The sequence below is a fragment of the Nocardia farcinica genome (assembly GCF_029867845.1).
In the GTDB taxonomy this organism is placed as follows: domain Bacteria; phylum Actinomycetota; class Actinomycetes; order Mycobacteriales; family Mycobacteriaceae; genus Nocardia; species Nocardia farcinica_A.
In genome coordinates this window covers 1-3,544 of record NZ_JARWRU010000510.1, presented here as the reverse complement: position 1 = coordinate 3,544, position 3,544 = coordinate 1, and the positions used below count along the sequence as shown (strand labels likewise).

The following is a 3,544-nucleotide window of genomic DNA, read 5'->3' as shown; positions in this document are numbered from 1 at the left end:
CCTCCCCCCCCGGCGCCGGCGCGCCCCCCCCCCGCGCGGCCCCCCCCCCCCCCACCACCCCCGGCCGGCCCCCCCACTCCGCCGCCCCCCCGCCCCCCCCCCACGCGGCGGAACGGCCGCGTGGCCGAGTCAGCGGAGGGCGGCCGCCTTCCTGGCCGCGCGCTTGGCGGCGGCGTTCTCGGCGGGTGGCTTCTTCGCGGCCTTCGCCGGAGCCGCCGGACTCGCCGACGACTCGGCGGCCGCCTTCCCCGCCGTGCTCCTGCCCGAGCCGGCACGCTTCGCCGCGGCGCCCGACTTCGCAGCGGCACCGGACTTCGCCGCGGCACCGGACTTCACAGCCGCCTTCTTCGCCCCGGCGGCCTTCTTCGCTGCGGGCGCGGAACGATCGGTGCGCACGGCGGCCGACTGCGCGAGCACCTCGGCGAGGAACCGGCCGGTGTAGCTGCCCGGCGTGGCCGCGACATCCTCCGGTGTGCCCTGCGCGACGACGGTGCCGCCGCCCGAGCCACCCTCGGGGCCCATGTCGACGACCCAGTCGGAGGTCTTGATGACATCGAGGTTGTGCTCGATGACGATCACGGTGTTGCCCTTGTCGACCAGGCCGTTGATGACCATGAGCAGCTTGCGGATGTCCTCGAAGTGCAGGCCGGTGGTCGGCTCGTCGAGGATGTAGACGGTGCGGCCGGCCGAGCGCTTCTGCAACTCGGCGGCCAGCTTCACGCGCTGGGCCTCACCGCCGGAGAGGGTGGGTGCGGGTTGGCCGAGGCGGACGTAACCGAGGCCCACGTCGACCAGCGTCTCCAGATAGCGGTGGATCGAGGTGACCGGCTCGAAGAACTCCGCCGCCTCCTCGATGGGCATGTCGAGCACCTCGGCGATGGTCTTGCCCTTGTAGTGCACCTCGAGGGTCTCGCGGTTGTAGCGCGCGCCGTGACAGACCTCGCACGGGACGTAGACGTCGGGCAGGAAGTTCATCTCGATCTTCAACGTGCCGTCGCCCGAGCAGGCCTCGCAGCGGCCGCCCTTGACGTTGAAGGAGAACCGGCCCGGCTGGTAGCCGCGCACCTTGGCCTCGGTGGTGGCCGCGAACAGCGTGCGGATCTTGTCGAACACGCCGGTGTAGGTGGCCGCGTTGGAGCGCGGGGTACGCCCGATCGGCGACTGGTCGACCCGCACCAGCTTGTCCAAATGGTCGAGGCCGTTGACGCGGGTGTGCCTGCCCGGCACCTGGCGGGCGCCGTTGAGCTTGTTGGCCAGCACCGTGGCGAGGATGTCGTTGACCAGGGTGGACTTGCCGGAGCCCGACACACCGGTGACCGAGGTCAGCACGCCGAGCGGGAAGGACACGTCGATGTTCTTCAGGTTGTGCTCGGTGGCGCCGACCACGGTGAGCCGACGCGACCTGTCGACCGGCCTGCGCACCAGCGGCACCTCGATGGCCTGCTTGCCCGACAGATAGGCGCCGGTCAGCGACTCGCCGTTGGTCAGCAGATCCTTGTAGGGACCGCTGTGCACCACGCGACCGCCGTGCTCACCCGCCAGCGGGCCGATGTCGACCACCCAGTCCGAGGCGCGGATGGTGTCCTCGTCGTGCTCGACCACGATCAGGGTGTTGCCGAGGTTCTTGAGCCGGGTCAGCGTCTCGATCAGCCGCTGGTTGTCGCGCTGGTGCAGGCCGATGGACGGCTCGTCGAGCACGTAGAGCACGCCGACCAGGCCGGAGCCGATCTGGGTGGCCAACCGGATGCGCTGGGCCTCGCCGCCGGAGAGGGTGGCCGCGGCACGCGAGAGCGAGAGATACTCCAGGCCGACATCGAGCAGGAAGCCCAGCCGCGCCTGCACCTCCTTGAGCACCTGGCCCGCGATGGCGCTCTCGCGCTCGCCGAGGGTCAGCCGGTTGAGGAAGTCCGAACAGTCGCCGATGGACAGCTCGCTGACCTCGGCGATGGACTTCTTCTCCCCGCCGGCGGCCAGGGTGACCGCCAGGATCTCCGGGCGCAGCCGCGCGCCCCGGCAGACCGGACAGGGCACATCGCGCATGTACCCCTCGTAGTGCTCCTTCATCTGCTCGGACTCGGTGCTCTCCATACGCCGGTGCAGGAAGGGCATGACGCCTTCGAAGTCGGCGTAGTAGGAGCGCTTGCGGCCGTAGCGGTTGGTGTAGGAGACGTGCACCTGGTCGGAGCTGCCCTCGAGCACCGCCTTGCGGGCCTTGAGCGGCAACTGCCGCCACGGGGTGTCCATGGAGAAGCCGATGGCCTCGGCCAGGCCCGACAGCAGCCGGTTGAAGTACTCGGCGGTCTGCCCGCGCGACCACGGCGCGATGGCGCCCTCGGCCAGGCTCAGGTCGGGATCGGGCACCACCAGGTCGGGGTCGACCTCCTTGCGGATGCCCAGGCCGGTGCAGTCGGGGCAGGCGCCGTAGGGCGAGTTGAAGGAGAACGAGCGCGGCTCGAGATCCTCGATGTCGAGCGGGTGGCCGTTGGGGCAGGCCAGGCGTTCGGAGAAGCGGCGCTCCCGATCGTGGGCGTGCTCGTCACGGTCGACGAAGTCGAGCACGACGATGCCGTCGGCCAGCCGCAGCGCCGTCTCGATGGAGTCGGTGAGGCGCTGCTTGGCGGAGGCCTTGACGGTGAGACGGTCGATGACGACCTCGACGTCGTGCTTCTCCTGCTTCTTCAGCTTGGGTGGGTCGGTGAGCGGATACACCACGCCGTCGACCCGCACACGCGAATAGCCCTGGGTGTTGAGCTGGTCGAACAGGTCGACGAACTCGCCCTTGCGGGTGCGCACCACCGGCGCCAGCACCTGGAAGCGGGTGCCCTCGGGCATGGCGAGCACCTGGTCGACGATCTGCTGCGGGGTCTGCTTGGCGATCAGCTCGCCGCAGACCGGGCAGTGCGGGGTGCCCGCGCGGGCGTACAGCAGGCGCAGGTAGTCGTAGACCTCGGTGATGGTGCCGACGGTCGATCGCGGGTTGCGGTTGGTGGACTTCTGGTCGATGGAGACCGCGGGCGAGAGGCCCTCGATGAAGTCGACGTCGGGCTTGTCCATCTGGCCGAGGAACTGGCGGGCGTAGGCCGAGAGCGACTCGACGTAGCGGCGCTGGCCCTCGGCGAAGATGGTGTCGAAGGCCAGACTCGACTTGCCCGAGCCGGACAGACCGGTGAACACGATCAGACTGTCGCGGGGCAGATCGAGGTCGACCCCTTTCAAGTTGTGCTCCCGCGCTCCGCGCACGGTGAGGCGATCCGCCACCAGGTGAGTCCCTTCTCGATCGGGTACAGCGAATGAACAGACATGACCCCCGCTCGCCATGCTAGGCGCGCCCACCGACAAGTTCGCCGGATCGAGGAGGCACATCACAGCGGGCCCCTCGACGACCCCCGCGGCGCTGCGGGCGGCGGGCGGTCGGGATACGTTTGTCCGGTGGCTCAATCGCACCCCGCGGCATCCGGTCCCACGCCGCCGGGCTCGTCGTCGGGAATCTCGGCAGCATCGGCTCGACCTGCGGCGACGGCGTCCGGGGACGCGGCCCCGGTAG

Annotated in this window: 1 protein-coding gene; it reads right to left on the bottom strand. The window is 70.3% G+C overall.

The window, feature by feature from the left end:
• Positions 1-129 precede the first annotated feature (129 nt).
• Positions 130-3,258 (bottom strand): excinuclease ABC subunit UvrA, encoded by a 3,129-nt coding sequence (gene uvrA / locus QH283_RS11130; RefSeq protein ID WP_280502933.1) that lies wholly within the window; start codon positions 3,256-3,258, stop codon positions 130-132.
• Between the last annotated feature and the right edge of the window lie 286 nt (positions 3,259-3,544).